The organism is Rhodanobacter lindaniclasticus, from assembly GCF_004799035.1.
GTDB lineage: Bacteria > Pseudomonadota > Gammaproteobacteria > Xanthomonadales > Rhodanobacteraceae > Rhodanobacter > Rhodanobacter lindaniclasticus.
Genome location: NZ_MWIO01000017.1, coordinates 19,917 through 38,994 on the forward strand (window position 1 = coordinate 19,917; position 19,078 = coordinate 38,994).

General features: G+C 68.1%; 12 protein-coding genes. 10 read left to right on the top strand and 2 right to left on the bottom strand.

Going from position 1 to position 19,078, the window contains the following annotated elements; genetic code table 11:
* The first annotated feature begins 12 nt into the window (after window positions 1-12).
* From B1991_RS06160 to B1991_RS06170, 4 genes are all read left to right on the top strand, one after another.
* Window positions 13-561 (top strand): YdeI/OmpD-associated family protein, encoded by a 549-nt coding sequence (locus B1991_RS06160; protein WP_136257843.1) that lies wholly within the window; start codon window positions 13-15, stop codon window positions 559-561.
* Between the two features lie 449 nt (window positions 562-1,010).
* Window positions 1,011-1,136, top strand: a complete 126-nt coding sequence (locus tag B1991_RS19070; protein WP_281280528.1) for a hypothetical protein — start codon at window positions 1,011-1,013, stop codon at window positions 1,134-1,136.
* 331 nt (window positions 1,137-1,467) lie between these two features.
* Window positions 1,468-5,031, top strand: coding sequence for a hybrid sensor histidine kinase/response regulator (locus B1991_RS06165; RefSeq protein WP_136257903.1), 3,564 nt, complete (start codon window positions 1,468-1,470; stop codon window positions 5,029-5,031).
* Window positions 5,032-5,166: 135 nt separating this feature from the next.
* Complete coding sequence (locus tag B1991_RS06170; protein WP_136257844.1) at window positions 5,167-8,715, top strand: hybrid sensor histidine kinase/response regulator; 3,549 nt, start codon at window positions 5,167-5,169, stop codon at window positions 8,713-8,715.
* A 57-nt stretch (window positions 8,716-8,772) separates the two neighbouring features.
* Here B1991_RS06170 and B1991_RS06175 read toward each other — a convergent pair whose 3' ends face one another.
* Together B1991_RS06175 and B1991_RS06180 are read right to left on the bottom strand one after the other, a co-directional pair.
* Window positions 8,773-9,195 carry a DNA polymerase III subunit chi gene (locus B1991_RS06175; RefSeq protein ID WP_136257845.1) on the bottom strand — a complete coding sequence of 141 codons (423 nt, stop codon included), beginning with the start codon at window positions 9,193-9,195 and terminating at the stop codon, window positions 8,773-8,775.
* Window positions 9,196-9,288: 93 nt separating this feature from the next.
* Window positions 9,289-10,779, bottom strand: a complete 1,491-nt coding sequence (locus tag B1991_RS06180) for a leucyl aminopeptidase (RefSeq protein ID WP_136257846.1) — start codon at window positions 10,777-10,779, stop codon at window positions 9,289-9,291.
* Window positions 10,780-10,883: 104 nt separating this feature from the next.
* Between B1991_RS06180 and lptF the strand changes: the two genes are divergently transcribed.
* The 6 genes from lptF to B1991_RS06210 all read left to right on the top strand — a co-directional run bounded on the left by lptF (window position 10,884) and on the right by B1991_RS06210 (window position 18,985).
* Window positions 10,884-11,993, top strand: coding sequence for an LPS export ABC transporter permease LptF (gene lptF, locus B1991_RS06185; protein ID WP_136257847.1), 1,110 nt, complete (start codon window positions 10,884-10,886; stop codon window positions 11,991-11,993).
* The gene (lptG, locus tag B1991_RS06190; RefSeq protein ID WP_136257848.1) at window positions 11,993-13,093 is read left to right on the top strand and encodes an LPS export ABC transporter permease LptG; all 1,101 of its coding nucleotides are present in this window, start codon (window positions 11,993-11,995) and stop codon (window positions 13,091-13,093) included. Before lptF ends, lptG begins: the two co-directional genes overlap by 1 nt.
* 66 nt (window positions 13,094-13,159) lie before the next feature.
* The gene (gene ltaE / locus B1991_RS06195; protein WP_136257849.1) at window positions 13,160-14,182 is read left to right on the top strand and encodes a low-specificity L-threonine aldolase; all 1,023 of its coding nucleotides are present in this window, start codon (window positions 13,160-13,162) and stop codon (window positions 14,180-14,182) included.
* A gap of 93 nt (window positions 14,183-14,275) precedes the next feature.
* Window positions 14,276-16,090: a DNA helicase RecQ gene (recQ, locus tag B1991_RS06200; protein ID WP_136257850.1), complete on the top strand. Its 1,815-nt coding sequence runs from the start codon at window positions 14,276-14,278 to the stop codon at window positions 16,088-16,090.
* Window positions 16,091-16,351: 261 nt separating this feature from the next.
* A complete protein-coding gene (locus B1991_RS06205; protein ID WP_136257851.1) occupies window positions 16,352-17,773 on the top strand; it encodes a sugar porter family MFS transporter in 1,422 nt (473 codons plus the stop codon).
* 189 nt (window positions 17,774-17,962) lie between these two features.
* Window positions 17,963-18,985: a LacI family DNA-binding transcriptional regulator gene (locus B1991_RS06210; RefSeq protein WP_136257852.1), complete on the top strand. Its 1,023-nt coding sequence runs from the start codon at window positions 17,963-17,965 to the stop codon at window positions 18,983-18,985.
* Window positions 18,986-19,078: the final 93 nt, after the last annotated feature.

Below are 19,078 nucleotides of genomic sequence, written 5' to 3' on the forward strand. Positions count from 1 at the left end.
GGACGATGCGACATGAGCAAGGCCGACACCACCTCCCGCTTCAAGGCGAAAGTGCTGCGCCCGGCGACACCGGACGATGCGGCGTGGGCCTTCGTGGTGCTGCCGCGGCCGGCGAGCGAGAAACTGCCGCGGCGCGGGCGCACCACGGTCGACGCCAGCATCAACGGCCACCGCTTCCAGGCCACCCTGGAACCGGATGGCCAGTTGAGCCACTGGCTGAAGCTGGACCGCCGCCTGCTCGAGACCGCCCGCGTGCAGGCGGGCGACACCGTCGCGCTGCAGGTTGCACCGGTGAAGCGCGAGCCGGAGCCGGCGTTGCCGGCCGACCTGCGCAAGGCGCTGGACGCCATCCCTGTCGCCCGCGCCGGTTGGGATGCCACCACCACGATCGCCCGTGTCGACTGGATCCACTGGATCGTTTCGGCCAAACAGGCGAAGACCCGTACGCAACGCGTCGTCGCCGCCTGCGACATGCTCGCCGCCGGCAAACGCCGCGTGTGCTGTTTCGATCCGTCGGGGTATTACAGCAAGGCGCTGGCCGCACCCGAAGCGGCGGAATAGGGATCTCGACTGAATGGCACTTACTTAAGCTCCGTTCGCCCTGAGCGCAGGCCGAAGGCCGAAGTCGAAGGCCGAAGTCGAAGGGCATGCCATCGATGAGATGATCCTCGCCTGGCGGCGCTTCGACTCCGCCCGCTGCGCGGGCTACGCTCAGCGAGAACGGGGTAGGACGTCGGCCGGGCGACGTCAAGAAAGTGCCACGGATCTCGACCAGTTGCTCGCAACTACCCATGTCGTCACTCCGGCGAAGGCCGGAATCGCACTTCAACAGTGCAGCGAAGCATCGCGTGGGTCATGGTTGCCGGTTTCGCGATCCACGCGTGACAGGACTCCTCATGGTTCAAGTGCGATTCCGGCCTTCGCCGGAATGACGACCAAGAGCGTCGCGGAGCGTGCGACGCGTCACCATTTGGCCGGTGCAATGCTCGCCGCCTCGTACTCGATTTGGCATGATGGGGCAGATCGGGGGGAATCTGCGCATGCTTGCATCGCTCATGTTGAGTGCGGTTCTGGCGGTGGCTGCGCCAGGATCGGTTGAATCATTGCAGGTGTTCATCGCGCCATTCATTCCCTGATTGATGGCGTTCCGCGGTCTGTTGACAGTGAGCTCGTTCTTGAGTTTTAATGCTTTGAGGAGAGGCGACAAGTCATGGAAGATAATGGGGGCTTTGTAATCAAAGTCAGTATTCAATTTAAGGAGGGATAGACTATGTGGGACGCACTGCTTGGTCTTTTTGGCATTACTCCGAACAAAGTAGTTGACGGTCAGAAGGGATAAAAAAACAGCCGCCATATTGGCGGCTGTTTTTTATTGTCGATTTGTTTCTGCTATTGCATCCTAATTTTTAATTTATATTACCGTTTTGGCGGGTGACGCTTTACCTCGATGCCCGCAAGGAATTCGGCATGTTGCCTGCAGTCTTGCTGGGCGTTGCTTGCGCGCTGTCTGCGATGTTTTCGGCGACGGCCGCGAGTACTGCAGCCATTCCGCCGTCATTGCGGGCCAGCGCGACCAACCCGCTGCCTACGCCGCAGTTTCGGCGTTACGACGTCGGCGACGGTCTGCCCGGTAGCACGGTCTACGCCGTAACCCAGGACAAGCAGGGCATCATGTGGTTTAGCGCCGGCGTCGATCTGGCGCGCTATGACGGCGTCGATTTCCAGATATTCAGGCATCATTCGAATGACCCGGCCTCATTGCCCGAGGGGCAGGTCTACAGCTTGTGCGTGGATCGGGATAATCGCTTGTGGGTGGGCGGATTCGGGTCCGGGCTCAGCCGTCGTGAATCCGGCGTCGAGGGGTTCTTGCATTGGCGTCATGATCCGGCGGATTCAAAAAGCCTGTCCAGCGACAACGTTTGGTCGATTGCGCAGACGCCGGACGGTGATTTGTGGGTAGCCACGGATGCCGGACTCGATCGCCTCTTGCCTGACGGCCGGCATTTCGAGCACGTGAGCAATCCGCTCGGCTCCAACCCGGCCGCGGGTTTTGGCGCCGTGCGCGCATTGCTGGCCGAACCAGGCGGGAGATTGTGGATCGGTTCCAGCCAGGGTGTATTCGTACGCGAAGCGGACGGCAGTGTGCACGCGGTGACCATCGATCCGCGCGTACATGCCCTGAAAGTATGGCGAATCCAGGGTGGCGGCGACGATGTTCGAATCGCCGTGCGCGGCGGCCTGTTGCGGGTGGGCGCTGATCGCGTGGCGCGGCTGTATGCACCCGCGCAGATTCCCTCCATCGATGTGTACAGCAGTACCGTGGACCAGGCCGGTCATTTGTGGATCGCCACCCGCAACGGCCTGTATCTGGACGATGGCGGTCCCCATATCCACGTGATTGCAGGTCAGCCGCTCCTGCTGGGCAGCCTGCCGGGTCAGCAGGTTTGGCAATCGTTTTGTGACAGCGAGGGCGGGTTGTGGTTCGTCATGGGCGATGGCGGCATCGCCTATCTCGCACCCGGCTGGAACCAGTTCACCCGCTTCACGCATGTTCCCGACGATCCCCACAGCTTGCGCGGCAATGCCACGACCTCCGTGTTGGCTGCTTCCGATGGTTGGTTGTGGGTCGGCGAGCATGGTCTCGTCGACAAACTTGACCCCACCACCGGGGAAGTACGGCATCTGATCTCGGGCTTGCACGGGGACGTGCTGGACATGGCGGAGGACGGGCGGCAGCGTTTGTGGATTGCCAGCGAGGCAGGTGTCTATCGGTACGCCGACGGGAAATTGGCCGAAGTGGACCTGGCCGCGATCGGGGCTGCTCATCCTCGCCGGGTGAGTTTGGGACCGGATGGGCGGATGTATCTGGTGTCGATCCACGACGGCCTGTTTCGCATCGACCCCGACACGCTCACGGTGGACCCCAAGCCGCTGGCGTCGGCTGACGACACGGGTTTCGTAGGCAATCGTCTGACGCCTTACAACAGCCTGGACTGGTACGCCGATCAGGAGCGACTGATGCGGTGGAATGCCGTGCAAGGGAAGCCCGAAGCGATAGATGGCCTGTCGGACGAAGGCTACATCTACGCACTCGAATTCACGGCGGACGGATTCTGGGCAGCGCGCGGCAAGATGTTCGAGCACTATCGGACGGAAAGTGGCAAGGTGATACGCGATCAGTTGGTGAAGATCCCGCCGAACTGGCCGTCGATGGTGCTGATCGCATTTCATGTCGATCGGCTGGGGAGGTTCTGGTTGTTCTGCAAGAACGGCCTGTGGATGTTCGATCCCCACCAGGGCGAGCTGAAATCCTTCGGCTTGCGCAATGGTCTGGTCAATGGAGAGGTTCGAGGTGATTCCCCGACCATCACGGCCGATGGCACGATTTACGTCGCCAGCCTGGGCGGTGTGTTTGGTTTCCAACCCGATCGCATGGCGATCAAACCTCGGCCAACTCAGGTGGTCATTACCGGCGCAACCGTGCGCCATCATGGTGTCATCCAGGAGCTGACGATTGGGACGGAACCGATCCGGTTGGCGTGGAATGATCGCGAATTGCGGGTCGAGGCTCGTTTGAGTTCCTATGTGGATCCGACCGCCAATCGTTACCGTTTCCGCCTGCTCGGATTCGACACCGACTGGGTAAATACTGGAAATCATGGTGAACGTGAGTTTGCCGGACTGGGCGCTGGCACCTACCGGCTGGAGGTGATGGCTGCGGGTGCGGATGGTGACTGGAGCACGCTGGTGACGCCATTGCAGCTTCATGTCGACGCCCCGCCGTGGGCGCGCTGGTGGGCGTGGCTCGGCTACGTGCTGCTGGTGGCGGCGGTGGTCGGGCTGGCGTTGCGCAGCTGGCGGCGGCGACTGGCGCAGCGCCACCAGATCCAGCTGGCCGAGCAGCAGCGGCAGATGGCCGAGGCCGCCAGCGCGGCCAAGACCCAGTTCCTGGCCACGCTGAGCCACGAGATCCGCACGCCGATGACCGGCGTGATGGGCATGGCCGAGCTGCTGCTGAGCACGCCGCTCGACCCGCTGCAGCACGACTACACCCGCGCCATGCAACGCTCCGGCACGATGCTGCTGAAGCTGCTCAACGATGCGCTCGACTTGGCCCGCATCGAGGCCGGCAAGCTGGAGCTGGAGCCGGCGCCGTTCAGCCCGCGCCAGTTGCTGGAGGACGTGGCGCAGCTGGAGCAGGGCCTGGCGCACGCGCGCGGCATCCGCTTCGTGCTGGAGGTGGCCGACGACCTCCCCGCGCAGGTCGTCGGCGACGCCGTGCGCATCAAGCAGGTGCTGCTGAACCTGGCCAACAACGCGCTCAAGTTCACCGAGCGCGGCCACGTGACCTTGCGCGGCGAACGCATCGCCGACGGCCTGCTGTTCGGCGTCAGCGACACCGGGCCGGGCATACCCGAGGCGAGCCAGGCGCGCTTGTTCCAGCGCTTCGAGCAGGCCGACGGTCCGCAGCGCCAGGCCGGCAGCGGCCTGGGCCTGGCGATCTGCCGCGAACTGGTGGACATGATGGGCGGCAGCATCGAGCTGGAATCGCGCGTGGGCCACGGCAGCACCTTCCGCGTGCGCCTGCCGCTGGTCGAACCGGCCAAGCCGGCGCCGCTGCCGGCGCCGGCCGCCGACGGCCGCCGCTACCACCTGCTGCTGGTGGAGGACGACACCATCGTGGCCGCGGTCATCCGCGGCCTGCTCGAACGCGAAGGCCACCAGGTGGTGCACGTAATCAACGGATTGGCCGCGCTGGCCGAGCTGGCGCATGCCAGCTTCGACGCGGTGCTGCTGGACCTGGACCTGCCCGGCGTGGACGGCTTCCAGATCGCGCGGCTGATCCGCCAGCGCGAACCCGATGGCCGCCACCTGCCGATCATCGCGGTCACCGCCCGCTCCGGCGGCCGCGACGAGGCGCGCGCGCGCGAGGCCGGCATGGACGGCTTCCTGCGCAAGCCGGTCAGCGGCGAGCAACTGGCCGGTGCGCTGGCCCGGGTCCTCACCTCGGCGAGCGATGCCACGGCCTGAGTCGCGGGCGGCGCCTGTGCTCGCGCTGGCAAGGAGGCTTTGGCATCATGGCCGGGACGGGGCAGGCCGCCGTGGCGCATCGCTCGCATGCAGCGCGGTGCAGGCCGGCAAGGAAACCCGAAGGGGACAACCTGAATGTTTTCGGCAGCCTTGCTGACCCTGGCCCTCGGGCTGGTTACGCCCGCATCCGGCGTGCCGGCAACTCCGGTTGCCGTGACGCAAGCCGATCCGCTGCCGACGCCGCAGTTCCGGCGCTACGACACCTCGGACGGCTTGCCCAGCACCAATGTCTACGCCGTGGCGCAGGATCGCAAAGGCGCGATCTGGTTCGGCACCAAGGGCGGCCTGGCGCGCTTCGACGGCGTCGGTTTCACGGTGTTCCGGCATGCCGAGAACGATCCGGGCTCGCTGTACGCCAACGGCATTGCCACGCTGATGGTCGATCGCCGGGGACGCCTGTGGGCCGCCGGCCTGAATGCAGGCCTGAACCGCTACGACGAGGCCAGCGGCAGCTTCCGGCACTGGGGGCACCACCCGACTGACCCAGCCAGTCTGTCCAGCGACCGGGTCTGGGCGGTCGCGCAAACCGCCGACGGCAGCCTGTGGGTGGGTAGTGCCGGCGGACTCGACCGCATGCACCCGGACGAGCGCGGCTTCGAGCACGTGGCCGACCCGCAGCTCGGCGCCACGCCCGCCGCGGTCGGCACCGTTGCCGCGCTGTATGTGGACGGACGCGGACGGCTGTGGATCGGCAGCAGCCACGGCGTGTTCGTGCGCGAGACGGACGGCGCGATCCGCCGCGTGCCGTCGACCGAGCCGCAGCGAACCATCGACGCGTGGCGGATCGACGGCAGCGGCGACGAAGTGCGCATCGCCGCCACCGACGGCCTGTGGATCGTCGACGCGGATGGCGTGGCGCGCCGCTTCGGCACTGGCGTGATTCCCCGCACCAACGTGATGGGCAGCGTGCGCGACAGCGCCGGTCGCCTGTGGGTCGGCACGCAGAAGGGACTGTTCCTGCAGGCACGCACCGATGGGCCGGTGACGGCGGTGACCAACCAGCCGGTGCTCTACGGCAATCTGCCGGGCGCCTGGGTGTGGCAGCTGATGGTGGATCGCGAAGGCGGCCTGTGGGCCGCGTTGTTCGATGGCGGCGTGGCCTATCTGGCGCCGGGCTGGAACCACTTCAGCCGCTTCACTCATTTGCCGGACGATCCGTCCAGCCTGCGCGACGCGATCGCCACCACGATGGCGCGCGGCAAGGACGGTCGCCACGTGTGGGTGGGCCAGCGCGGCGGCCGGGTCGACCGGCTCGATCCGGTGACCGGCACGGTCGAACACGTGCTGTCGGGTCTGCGCGGCGACGTGGTGGGCCTGACCGAGGACGCGAAGCAGCGCCTGTGGGTGGTCGTGCAGGGCGCGCTGTACCGCGACACCGACGGGCGGCTCGACCGGGTCGACCCGGCGGGCGCGCTGCTGCAGCGGCCGCTGGAGGTCGAGTCCGGGCCGGACGGCCAGATGTATGCGCGCACCTTCGGCCAGGGCCTGTTCCGCATCGACCCGGAGACGCTGGCGGTCCAGCCGGTGCCGATGGACGGCTCCAGCGACAAGGTGCGCTGGGGCAGCCAGATGACGCTGCACGACGGCGCCTTCTGGTACGCCAGCGACGGCGGCATGATGTGGCTGGACACCACGCGGGGCCGTTTCGTGATGGTGCCGGGCGGGCCGACCGGGCAGTCCGTCGATGCCTTCGATTTCACCGCCGACGGCCTGTGGATGGCCAATGCCGACGGACTGGTCCACTACCGCCGCGGCGGCGACGGCATCGTGGCCGATCGCCGGGTCGACGCCGCGCATGGCTGGCCCTCGGTCAACGTCACCGACCTGCGCGTCGATGCCGCCGGCCGGGTCTGGGTATTCGGCCACGATGGTCTGTGGCGGTTCGAACCGGACACCGGCGCATTCCGTTCGTTCGGTCTGCAGGACGGCCTGACCAACGGCGAGTTCTTCCGCGGCTACGCGCGGATGCCCAGCGGCTACATCTACGCCGCCACCCTGGGCGGCGTGGTGGCGTTCAACCCGGACCGCAGCAACCGGCAGACCAGCGTGCCGCAGATGGCGCTCACCCAGGCCCGGGTGCGTCATCGCGGCGCCACCCAGGTACTGCCGATCGGCACGCCGCCCCTGCACATGGACTGGCACGACAGCCAGCTCGCGATCGAGGCGCGGGTGTTTTCCTACATTGCGCCGTCCGCCAACCGCTACCGCTTCCGGCTGCACGGCTTCGACAGCGACTGGGTGGACACCGGCAACCGCGGCGAGCGTGATTTCAGCGGGCTGGGTGCCGGCGACTACACGCTCGACGTGAAGGCCGCCGGCGCCGACGGCCTGTGGGTGCAACTGGCCACGCCACTGCGCATCCACGTCGAGGCACCACCGTGGCTGCGCTGGTGGGCGTGGGCCGTCTACGTGCTGCTGGGTACGGCGCTGGCGGCTCTGATCCTGCATGCCTGGCGCCGACGCCTGGCGCAGCGCCACCAGATCCAGCTGGCCGAACAACAGCGGCAGATGGCGGAAGCGGCCAGCGCGGCGAAGACGCAGTTCCTGGCCACCTTGAGCCACGAGATCCGCACCCCGATGACCGGCGTGATGGGCATGGCCGAGCTGCTGTTGAGCACGCCGCTGAACCCGCAGCAGCACGACTACACGCAGGCGATGCAGCGCTCCGGCGGCATGCTGCTGAAACTGCTCAACGATGCGCTGGACCTGGCGCGGATCGAGGCTGGCCGGCTGGAGCTGGAGCCGGCGCCGTTCAGTCCGCGCCAGCTGCTGGAGGACGTGGCGCAGCTGGAGCAGGGTCTGGCCCACGCCAGGGGCATCCGCTTCGAGCTGGCGCTGGGCGACGACCTGCCGGCACAACTGCTCGGCGACGCGGTGCGGATCAAGCAGATCCTGCTGAACCTGGCCAACAATGCCCTGAAATTCACCGAGCACGGCAGCGTCAAGCTGAGCGCGCAGCGCACCGCCGACGGTTTGCGGTTCGTCGTCAGCGACACCGGGCCGGGCATCCCCGAGGCCAGCCAGGCGCGCTTGTTCCAACGCTTCGAGCAGGCCGATGGCCCGCAGCGTTCGGCCGGCAGCGGCCTGGGCCTGGCGATCTGCCGCGAGCTGGTGGACATGATGGGCGGCAGCATCGAGCTGGAATCGCGCGTAGGCCACGGCAGCACCTTCCGCGTGCACCTGCCGCTGGCCGAACCGCCGGCCGACGCGCCGCCGCCGACCGGCGCCGCCCGCAGCTACCGCTTGCTGCTGGTGGAGGACGACACCATCGTGGCGGTGGTGATCCGGGGCCTGCTGGAGCGCGAAGGCCACGCGGTGGTGCACGTGATCAACGGGTTGGCCGCGCTGGCCGAGCTGGCGCACGTAAGTTTCGACGCCGTGCTGCTGGACCTGGACCTGCCCGGTGTCGACGGCTTCCAGATCGCACGGCTGATCCGCCAGCGCGAACCCGACGGCAGCCGCCTGCCGATCATCGCGGTCACCGCCCGTTCCGGCGGTCGCGACGAGACACTGGCCCGCGAGGCCGGCATGGACGGCTTCCTGCGCAAACCGGTCAGCGGTGAGCAATTGGTGGCGGCCCTGGCGCGCGTCCTGGCGACGCCGGAGGCGGTGCTGCCGGAATGACATGGCGCGCATCGGGATGCCGTTGCCGCGGGGAGCCCGGACAACCGCGAGCCGCGGTTACATGTCGAACTTGTTCACCTCGAAGCCGCGGCGCTGATATTCGCGCCAGCGTTCGCGCGAGCCGTCGCGGGCGTCGGGGTCGGCACTCACCACTTCGAGCACGCGCTCGCAGAGTTGGTCCGGGCAGCGGTCGCGCAGGTTGATCAGCAGCGGGCGGTCGGGTGTGTCGACGTCCGGCGGCACGATCAGCACGGCGGTGTATTCGTCGTCGTCGTCGCCGGCCAGCTGGTGCGGGATCATCGCGTCGTCGTCGAACGCCCACAGCAATTCGTCGATCGCGTGTGCCTGTTCGTGGTCGCGCGCCAGGATCAGCGTCGGCTGCTGCGCCGCATACGCGCGCTTTGCCAACTCGCAGACGAGCAGCAGCGGCTGCTCGATGAAGCGCGGCTTGTTGGCGATCAGGTAGAAGTCGGCGCGCATTAGGCAGGAGTGAGTGAAGAGGAGTAAGAAACGAGAGAAAGACAAGGGCATGATGCCTCAAACCGCCACCTCTCACTCCTCACTTCTCTTCACTCACTTCTCGCTCTGGCTCAACAGCCACTGCGCCAGCAGCGCCACCGGGCGGCCGGTGGCCATGCCCTTGCGGCCGTCTTCCCAGGCGGTGCCGGCGATGTCGAGGTGGGCCCAGCGCTGGCCGTCGGTGAAGCGCGACAGGAAGCAGCCGGCGGTGATCGCGCCGGCGGTCTTGCCGCCGATGTTGGCGACGTCGGCGAAGCCCGATTCCAGTTGCGCCTGGTAGTCGTCCCACAGCGGCAGGCGCCAGGCGCGGTCGAGGGTTTCCTCGCCGGCGGCGAGCAGTTCGGCGGCGAGGTCGTCGTGCTTGCTCATCAGGCCGCTGGCATGCTTGCCCAGGGCCACCACGCAGGCGCCGGTGAGGGTGGCCGCGTCGACGATGGTGTGCGGCTGGTAGGTCTTCGCCGTCCAGGTCAGCGCGTCGCACAGGATCAGGCGGCCTTCGGCATCGGTGTTGAGCACCTCGATGGTGAGGCCGGAGAGGCTGGTGAGCACGTCGCTGGGGCGGTAGCTGTCGCCGCCGGGCATGTTCTCCACGCTCGGTACCACGCACACCAGGTTGCGCTTCAGGCCCATCTTCACCGCGGCCACGAACGCGCCCATCACGCCGGCCGCGCCGCCCATGTCGAACTTCATGTCCTCCATGCCGGGGCCGGGCTTGAGGCTGATGCCGCCGGAGTCGAAAGTGACGCCCTTGCCGACGAAGGCATACGGCTTGTCGCCGGGCTCGCCGCCCTTGTATTCCAGCGCGATCAGCCGCGGCTTGTTGGCCGAGCCGCGCGCCACCGCGAGCAGCGAGCCGAAGCCCAGCTCGGCCATCTGCGTTTCATCGAGCACCTGGCAGCTGACCTTGTCGTGCAGGTCGGCAAAGGCCTGGGCCTGGGCGGCGATGTAGGCGGGGTTGCAGATGTTCGGCGGCAGGTTGGCCAGCTCGCGCGCGAAGCGCACGCCTTCGGCGATGGCGGTGGCCTGTTCCAGCGCGGCCTGCGCCTCGTCGCCCGCGGCGAAGGCGAGCGTCGCCAGTTCCGCCGGCTTGGGCTTGTCGCGCGGCTTGAAGGTGGCGGTGTAGCGATAGGCGGCGAAATCGCTGGCCAGTGCCGCCACGCGCACGCGCCAGGCGGCGTCGCGGCCGGGTACGTCCACGTCGGTGAGATAGGACACCGCCGCGCTCAACGGCAACCGGCCGAGCGCGCGCGCGGCTTCGATGTTGATCTTCTGGAAGCGCGCGCCATCGAACGATTTCTGCGCGCCCAGGCCGACCACCAGCACGCGCCTGGCGGCGATGCCGGGCGGGGCGAACAGCACGCTGGTGCTGCCCGCCTTGCCGCTGATGTCGCCGCTTTCCAGTTGCTGGCGGATCAACCCGCCGGTGGCGCGATCCACCGCTTCGGCAGCGCTGCCCAGCACCGCCTGCTCGTACACGCCGACCACGATGCACGGGCTGTCGACGTCGGTGGCGGCGGTGTTGGTCAGGCTGAACTGGAGAGTCATCGGATGCGTTCCCGTGTGGGCCCGGTCGTGACCGGACAGGCTAGACTTGCGGTTCGCCGCCCACGCTCCTGGGGCGTCACCGCACAAGCCATCAAGTTTATCGCATGCTGAGCATCCTCGACCGCTATTTCCTGCGTGAGCTGGCGCAGACCGTCGCCGCCACCGTGGTGGTCCTGCTGGTGGTCGTGGCCGGCAGCGCGTTTGCCAAGGTGCTGCAGCAGGTGGCCAGCGGCAGCTTCCCGGCCAGCGTGATGTTCCAGGTGCTGGGGCTGCGCACGCTCGACGGCCTGACCAACCTGATGCCGCTGGCGAGCTTCATCGGCGTGTTGATGGGGCTGGGCCGCATGTACCGCGAGAGCGAGATACACGTGCTCTCGTCCTCCGGCATGGGGCCGGCCGGCTTGCTGCGTCCGGTCGCGGTGCTGGGTGCGGTGCTGGTGGCGATCACGCTGCTGGTGGCGTTGTGGCTGGGCCCGTGGGCGGTACGCACCAGCGATGCGCTGGTGGCCGCGGCCAACCGTTCGGTGATCGCCGCCGGCCTCGACGCGGGACGCTTCACCAGCCTGCCGGGCCAGGGCGGCATCATCTTCGTCGACAGCCTCAGCCGCGACGGCACGCAACTGGGCCGCACCTTCGTCGCCACCCAGCGCAACAGCAAGGAGGGCGGCGCCCACCTCAAAGTGGTCAGCGCGGCCAGCGGCCAGCTGTACCAGGAAAGCGACGGCGAGGGCCGCTTCATCGCGTTCAAGGACGGCTGGCAATATGACATCCCGTTGGGCGCCGACAACTGGCGCCAGATGCAGTACCGGCAGAACGACACCTCGCTGTCCAGCGTGCAGGCCGACGAGGACGAAGACCCTGCGCATTCCAAGACCAGCTGGGCGCTGTTCCAGTCCGACAACCCGGAGGATCGCGCCGAGTTTGCCTGGCGCAGCAACGCGGCGCCGCTGACCCTGGTGCTGGTGCTGCTGGCGTTGCCGCTGGCGCGGCAGAGTCCGCGCGAGCCGAAGTACGGCCGATTGCTGCTGGCAGTGCTGGCGTTTTACCTCTACTACCTGCTGCTGGCACTGGGGCGTGCGCAGATCGGCAAGGATCACTGGCACAGCCAGGCGCCGCTGTGGGGTCTGCACCTGCTCGCGCTGGGGCTGGCCGGCTGGTTGCTGTGGAAACAGTATTCCCCGCGGCGCGCGCACACGGCGACGAGTGCCGCGTGATGGGCGTGTTCAACATCAAGCGGGTGGACCGGCTGGTCGCGCTCAGCGTGCTGGGCTCGCTGCTGACGGTATGGCTGGTGCTCACCGGCTTCGACGCGGTGACCCAGTTCCTGCGCCAGCTGGGCAACGTGGGCAAGCACGGCTACACGGTGACCGATGCGACGGTCTACGTGCTGGTGACATTCCCGCGCCGCGCCTACGAGATGTTCGGCAACGCCGCACTGATCGGCGGCCTGCTCGGCCTGGGCGGGCTGGCCGGCAGTGGCGAACTCACCGCGCTGCGCGCGGCGGGCCTGTCGCGCCTGCGCATCGCCGGCTCGGCTGCAGGTGTGGTGGCGGTGTTGATCGCGGGGGTGGTGATCCTGGGCGAAACCGTCGCGCCGTGGGGCGACCAGCAGGCGCAGGCGATGCAGTTGCGCGTGCGCTCGGGCAACCTGGGCCTGGGTGACGGCAGCGGGTTGTGGGCGCGCGACGGCAACGACATCATCAATGCGCGCGGCACCTCGCTCAAGGAGCACGACGGGGTGAGCGAGGTGCAACTGAGCGACGTGCGCGTGTTCACCTTCACGCCCGACGGTCGGCTCAAGCGCTTCCGCCTGGCGCAGGGCGCCACGCACGACGGCCGCCAATGGATCCTGCACGGCGTGCGCAGCACCACGCTGGATGCGCAGGGCACGCATTCCACCACCGCCGCCAACGAGTCGTGGCCGTCGAGCCTCAACCCGCAGGTGCTGGCGCAATCCGTGGTGCAGCCGCAATACCTGTCGATGCGCGACCTGCGCCGCAACATGAGTTATCTGGAGAGCAACGGCGAGAGCCCGGGCAGCTACGCGGTGGCGTTCTGGGGTCGTGCGCTGTATCCGCTCAACGTGCTGGTGCTGGTGCTGTGCGCGATGCCGTTCGCGTTCGGCACCCTGCGCTCGGGCGGGATGGGCAAGCGCCTGTTCATCGGCATGCTGCTGGCGATCGGCTGGTATTTCATGCAGCAGGCGATGGTGAATTTCGGCACGGTGTACGGGTTGCCGCCCTTGCTGGCCAACCTGCTGCCGGCCGTGCTGCTCGCGTGCCTGGCGTGGACGTATTTCCGGCGGCGGGTGTGAGCGTCGGGCAACCGGCAACGGCAGGGTGATGGCCGCGACAACGAGAGCGAGGGCGGGGTGATGGCGATGGATGTGGTGGATCTGCGCAGCGATACGGTGACGCGGCCGACGGCGGCGATGCGCGAGGCGATGCTGTCGGCGGCGGTGGGTGACGACGTCTATGGCGAGGACCCCACGGTCAACGCGCTGCAGCAGCGGCTGGCCGATGATCTGGGTTTCGACGCGGGACTGTTCGTGCCCAGCGGCACGCAGTCCAATCTGCTTGCGCTGTTGAGTCATTGCGAGCGCGGCGACGAGTACCTGGTCGGCATGGATGCGCACACCTACAAGTTCGAGGGCGGCGGCGCGGCGGTGCTGGGTTCGATCCAGCCGCAGCCGATCGTGCAGGACGAGGACGGCAGCCTGCCGCTGGCGCGGATCGAGGCGGCGATCAAGCCGGTCGACCCGCACTTTGCGCGTACCCGGCTGCTCGCGCTGGAGAACACCTGGCATGGCCGGCCGCTGCCGCTGGATTACCTGCGCGCGGCGCACGACACGGCGCGTGCGCACTCGCTGGGCCTGCACCTGGACGGCGCGCGGTTGTTCAATGCCGCGGTGGCCTGCGCGGTGCCGGCGCGCGACATCGCGCGGCACTTCGACACCGTCTCGATCTGCCTGTCCAAGGGCCTGGGCGCGCCGGTGGGCTCGGTGCTGCTCGGCTCGCATGCGCTGATCGACAAGGCGCGCCGCTGGCGCAAGGTCTGCGGCGGCGGCTGGCGCCAGGCTGGCATGCTGGCGGCGGCGGGCATGCACGCGCTCGATCATCACGTGGCGCGGCTGGCCGATGACCATCGGCGCGCGGCCTACCTCGCCGGTCGCCTGCGCGAAATCGCCGGCGTGCAACTGCTCGGCCAGTACACCAACATGGTCTTCGTCGACGTGCCGGCTGAACGCCTGCGCGAACTGGACGTCCATCTGCGCGAGGCCGGCATCCGCATCAGCATCGGCTACCTGTCGACCTTGCGGCTGGTGACGCATCTGGACGTCGACGACGACGGCATCGAGCGCACGGCGGCGGCGTTCCATGCGTTTTTCGCGCGGCGCGGCTGACGGCGTCGCCCGGCGTGGAGTGGTGGTGTTGGTCGACGCGTGGCACGGTCGTCGCCGACAGCCGCGCCGGGGCGGTTTGCTAGCATGTCGGCGATGAAAGCCACCGCCCTCGACCTGCTGCAAAGCGTTTTCGGTTACGCCACCTTCCGCGGCCAGCAACAGGCCATCGTCGAACACCTGGCCGAGGGCGGCGACGCGCTGGTGCTGATGCCTACCGGCGGCGGCAAGTCGCTGTGCTACCAGATTCCGGCCTTGTTGCGGCAGGGCACGGCGATCGTGGTGTCGCCGCTGATCGCGCTGATGCAGGACCAGGTCGACGCGCTGCGCGAGGCGGGCGTGGCAGCGGCCTACCTCAACTCCAGCCTGGCCGCCGACGCGCAGCGCGAGGTCGAGCGGCAACTGCTGGCCGGCGAACTGAATCTGCTCTACGTAGCGCCGGAGCGGCTGCTGACGGCGCGCTTCCTCGATCTGCTCGAACGCACCGAGGTGGCGCTGTTCGCCATCGACGAGGCGCACTGCGTGTCGCAGTGGGGCCACGATTTCCGCCCCGAATATCGTGAGCTGGCGATCCTGCCGCAGCGCTTTCCCGCCGTGCCGCGCATCGCGCTCACCGCCACCGCCGACCCGCGCACGCGCGAGGAGATCGTCGAGCGGCTGGCGCTGCAGGATGCGCGGCAGTTCATCTCCAGCTTCGATCGCCCCAACATCGGCTACCGCGTCGGCCTGCGCCACAACGCGAAGCGCCAGCTGGGCGAGTTCCTGCTCGGCCACGAGGGCGAGTCCGGCATCGTCTATTGCCTGAGCCGCCGCAAGGTGGACGACACCGCGCAGTGGCTGGCCGAATCGGGCATCGAGGCGTTGCCGTATCACGCCGGTCTCGACGCGGCCACGCGCTCGAAGAACCAGCAGCGCTTCCTGCGCGAGGACGGCGTGGTGATGGTGGCCACGGTGGCCTTCGGCATGGGCATCGACAAACCCGACGTGCGCTTCGTGGCGCACCTGGATCTGCCGCGCAGCATCGAGGGTTACTACCAGGAGACCGGCCGCGCCGGCCGCGACGGCTTGCCGGCCGAGGCGTGGATGATCTACGGGCTGTCCGACGTGGTGACCATGAGCCAGATGATCGCGCAGTCCGAATCGGCCGACGAGCGCAAGCGCGTCGAGCGGCAGAAGCTGGAATCGCTGCTGGCCTACGCCGAGGCCACCGACTGCCGCCGCCAGCTGCTGCTGGGCGCGTTCGGCGAAACCTATCCCGGCCCCTGCGGCCACTGCGACAACTGCGTGTCGCCGCCGAAGACCTGGGACGCCACCGTGCCGGCGCAGAAGGCGTTGTCGGCGGTGTACCGCACCGGCCAGCGCTTCGGCTCCGGCCACGTCATCGACGTGCTGCGCGGCGAGGAGACCGAGCGCGTGCTCAGCCTCGACCACCATCGCCTGAGCACCTTCGGCGTCGGTGCCGAGATGGACGAGAAGCAGTGGCGCTCGGTGTTCCGCCAGCTGCTCGCCGCCGGCCTGCTGGAGGCCGACGCCGAAGGCTACGGCACCTTGCGGCTGACCACCGCCAGCCGTGCCGTGCTCGGCGGCGAGCGGCAGGTGAAACTGCGCGAGGACGCCCGCCCCGAACGCGCCAGCCGGCGCAAGCGCGAAGCCAGGCGGGTGGCCAGCGGCAGCCTGGGCATCGAGGCTTACGAGCAATCTACCTGGGACGCGCTGCGCGCCCTGCGCACGCAGCTGGCGAAGCAGCAGGGCGTGCCGCCCTACGTGGTGTTCCACGACGCCACCTTGCTGGCGATGCTGCGCGCGATGCCCGCCAACGAGGACGAACTGGCCACCATCAGCGGCGTGGGCGAATCCAAGCTCAAGCGCTACGGCCGCGATTTCCTCGCGGTGATCAACGCTTCCCAGTGATCCGGCCCTGTTGCGGGCGGTGGTCCGGTACACGCGACGAAGGTCATCCCGGGTGGTTCCACGGGTGAAACGGCCAGGTTATGCTGAGCTTGTTTGACAGCGCTGTCATATCGTAATCATGAATCGGCTGTAATCGTTTACCGGCCCGCGGGGCAAGGCGATGGCGGGCTGGCGGCGCTGCATACGTATTCAACCGGACAGCACGCTGCGTGCACCGCAGAATCGGGCGCACGGCGACCTGTCATGACCTGGGGGAAGGCAATGAGTTCGACGAGCGCGACAGATGGGCTGGGCCAGCACGCCACGCTGCGGGTGATCCTGATCTCCGCCGCCGCCGCCCTGGGCGGCTTCCTGTTCGGTTTCGACACGGCGGTGATCAACGGCGCGGTCGATGCGATCCGCGCCCATTTCGGGCTGAACGCGGGCGAGATCGGCATCACCGTGTCCTGTGCGCTGCTCGGTTCGGCGGTGGGCGCGTGGTACGCCGGCATGCTGGCCAACCGCTTCGGCCGCGTGCGCACGATGCAGGTGGCCGCGGTGCTGCTGGTGGCCGCCGCCGCCGGTTCGGGCTTGGCGATGGCGGTGTGGGATCTGGTCCTGTGGCGGCTGGTCGGCGGCATCGGCGTGGGCGTGGCTTCGGTGATCGCGCCGACCTACATCGCGGAAGTGGCGCCGGCACGGATCCGCGGCCGGCTCGGCTCGATGCAGCAACTGGCGATCGTGCTGGGCATCTTCGCGGCATTGCTCAGCGACGCCTGGCTGGCCGGCGCGGCCGGCGGCGCGGCCGAGGTGCTGTGGCTGGGCCTGCCGGCGTGGCGCTGGATGTTCCTCGCTGCGGTCACCCCCGCGCTGATCTACGGCCTGCTGGTGCTGGGCGTGCCCGAATCGCCGCGCCACCTGGTGGCCAAGGGCCGCATGGCCGACGCGCGGGTGGTGCTGCAGAAGGTGCTGTCGATGCACAGCGCCGCGGCGCTGGACAAGAAGCTCGGCGACATCGAGGCCAGCCTGCGCTCGGAACACAAGCCGCGCCTGCGCGACCTGTGCAGCAAGGGCACGGGATTGTTGCCGGTGGTGTGGATCGGCATCGCGTTGTCGGTGTTCCAGCAGTTCGTGGGCATCAACGTGATCTTTTACTACTCGGCCACGTTGTGGCACTCGGTGGGCTTCAGCGAGGCCGATTCGTTCACCATCACCGTGGTCACCTCGATCGTCAACGTGCTGGTCACCCTGGTGGCGATCGCCCTGGTCGACAAGATCGGGCGCAAGCCGCTGCTGGTGATCGGCTCGGCCGGCATGGCGATCACCCTGGGCGTGATGGCGTGGTGCTTCTCGCAGGCCGTCGGCAGCGGCGCCGAGCTGAGCCTGCCCGGCGCGGTCGGCATGGTGGCGTTGGTCGCGGCGAACGCCTACGTGGTGTTCTTCGGCGTGAGCTGGGGCCCGGTGGTGTGGGTATTGCTCGGCGAAATGTTCCCCAACCGCATCCGCGCCACCGCGCTGGCGGTGGCCGCCTCCGCGCAGTGGCTGGCCAACTTCGCCATCACCAGCACCTTCCCGGCACTGGCCGAAATGGGCCTGACCTTCGCCTACGGCCTGTACGCGGCATTCGCCGTGCTGTCGCTGGTGTTCGTGCTGCGCGCGGTACGCGAAACCAAGGGAGTCGAACTGGAGGACATGCACGCATGAGAATCCTGGAGCACGGCTTCACCACCGGTGCGCCCGAGCGGCTGCCGGCCAGCGTCTGTCCCGGCATCGAGGCGCGCCGGGGGGTCTACGACGCGCGGCGCGCAAAGCGGTTACGATGCGGCAACGGCGATGGCCCGGTCACGGTTCACCGCGCGCGATTGAACGAGATGCTGACGGACCGGGTCGCGGATGAAGGGCAAGGCCACATCGATCGACATTGCACACCTGGCCGGAGTGTCCCAGGCCACGGTATCGCGCGCCCTGTGCGGCAGCCCGCTGGTCAATGAGGAAACCCGGCGGCGCGTGCAGGCCGCCGCCGAGCAACTCAACTACAAGCTCGACAAGAACGCCTCCAACCTGCGCCGGATGCATACCGGCACGCTGGCGCTGCTGTTCTTCGAGGACCCGACCGCCGACGAGTCGCACATCAACCCGTTCTTCCTGTCGATGCTCGGCTCGATCACCCGCGCCTGCGCGTTGCAGGGCCACGACCTGCTGATCTCGTTCCAGCAGCTGTCCGACGACTGGCACGCCGACTTCGCCGACAGCAAGAAGGCCGATGGCCTGATCCTGCTCGGCTACGGCGACTACCTCGCCTACCGCGACAAGCTGGAAAAGCTCGTCGCGCAGGGCACCCGCTTCGTGCGTTGGGGTGCGGTGCTGCCGGACCAGCCCGGCGTGTCGTTCGGCAGCGACAACGTCTGCGGCGGCCGGGAAGTGGCCGAACACCTGCTCGAACGCGGCTGCCGGCGCATCGCCTTCCTCGGCGACGCCTCCAGCCATTACCCGGAGTTCTTCGGGCGCTACAACGGCTATGTCGAGGCGCTCAATGCCGCCGGCGTCGAGGTCGACCCCGCGCTGCAGGAAAACGCCGAGAGCACCGAACACTCCGGCTACGAAGCCATGCGCCGGCTGATCATGCGGGAGGTCGGTTTCGACGCGGTGTTCGCCGCCAGCGACCTGATCGCGATCGGCGCCATGCGCGCGCTCAGCGACCACGGCCTGCGCGTGCCGCAGGACGTCGCCCTGGCCGGCTTCGACGACATCGCCACCGCCAGCTTCGTCAACCCGCCGCTGACCACCGTGCTGCAGGACACCGGCCAGGCCGGCGCCGTGCTGGTCGACAGCCTGCTCGGCCTGATCCGCGGCGAATCGGTGGAGAGCGAGGTGCTGCCGGTGAAGCTGATGGTGAGGAAGTCGAGTTTGCGGTGAAGGGCGACGTAGCTACGCGTGGCCAGTGCCGAAACTCGCCATGGGGTCATGAGTAGAACAAGACCTCGCATTTGTATCGCTCTGAGTCATCGC